The 613-nt window shown below is 44.2% G+C and carries 1 protein-coding gene; it reads left to right on the plus strand.

All coding sequences use genetic code 11. From position 1 onward, the window contains the following. On the plus strand, positions 1 to 613 hold a 613-nt coding region (locus tag JMA43_RS13920; protein ID WP_342157316.1), incomplete at both ends, for a hypothetical protein.

Genomic DNA, 613 nt, shown 5'->3' on the forward strand with positions numbered 1-613 from the left:
CTTTATCAGCAATGGTGAAGCGGTTACAGCCAGTGCAGGAGTTGTAGATATGACAACAAGCACGGTAAGTGGTGTTCCATTTGGTACGGAATTAACAATTACTGCTACCAGTGGTACAAGTTGTGTAACCACACAAAGCGTGAGTATTCCAGCGACTTGCCCAACAGATTGTGTACAGCCAAGCTTAACTGTAGGTCAAGCGGTTTGTGATGGTGTAGGAAGCACGAGCTATACAGTAAGTTATACGAAAGATGCTAATTCTACATTGGTAGTTACTGGCGGAACGGATAATGGAGATGGCACGGTAACAGGAGCTATCGGCACAGCGATTGTTCTTACAGCAACCAGTGGTGATTGTGAGACTGTTATCACCGTAGCGAGCCCAGCTAATTGTGATGATCCATGTGGCATGCCACAAATGAGTATCGGCGGAACCACATGTTCAGAGGATCAGACGACTTACAGTGTAAGTTTTGTAGCAAGTACAGGAGTTACTGTAACAGCAGACCAAGGAACTGTAGGTACGAATATGATTACTGATATTCCAGCAGGAACGGATGTAACCATCACTTCTTCTTTTGATGGATGTGATGTACAAACAGTAACAATTACA

Origin of the sequence: Joostella sp. CR20 (assembly GCF_038433465.1) — a bacterium.
Classification (GTDB): Bacteria; Bacteroidota; Bacteroidia; order Flavobacteriales; family Flavobacteriaceae; genus Galbibacter.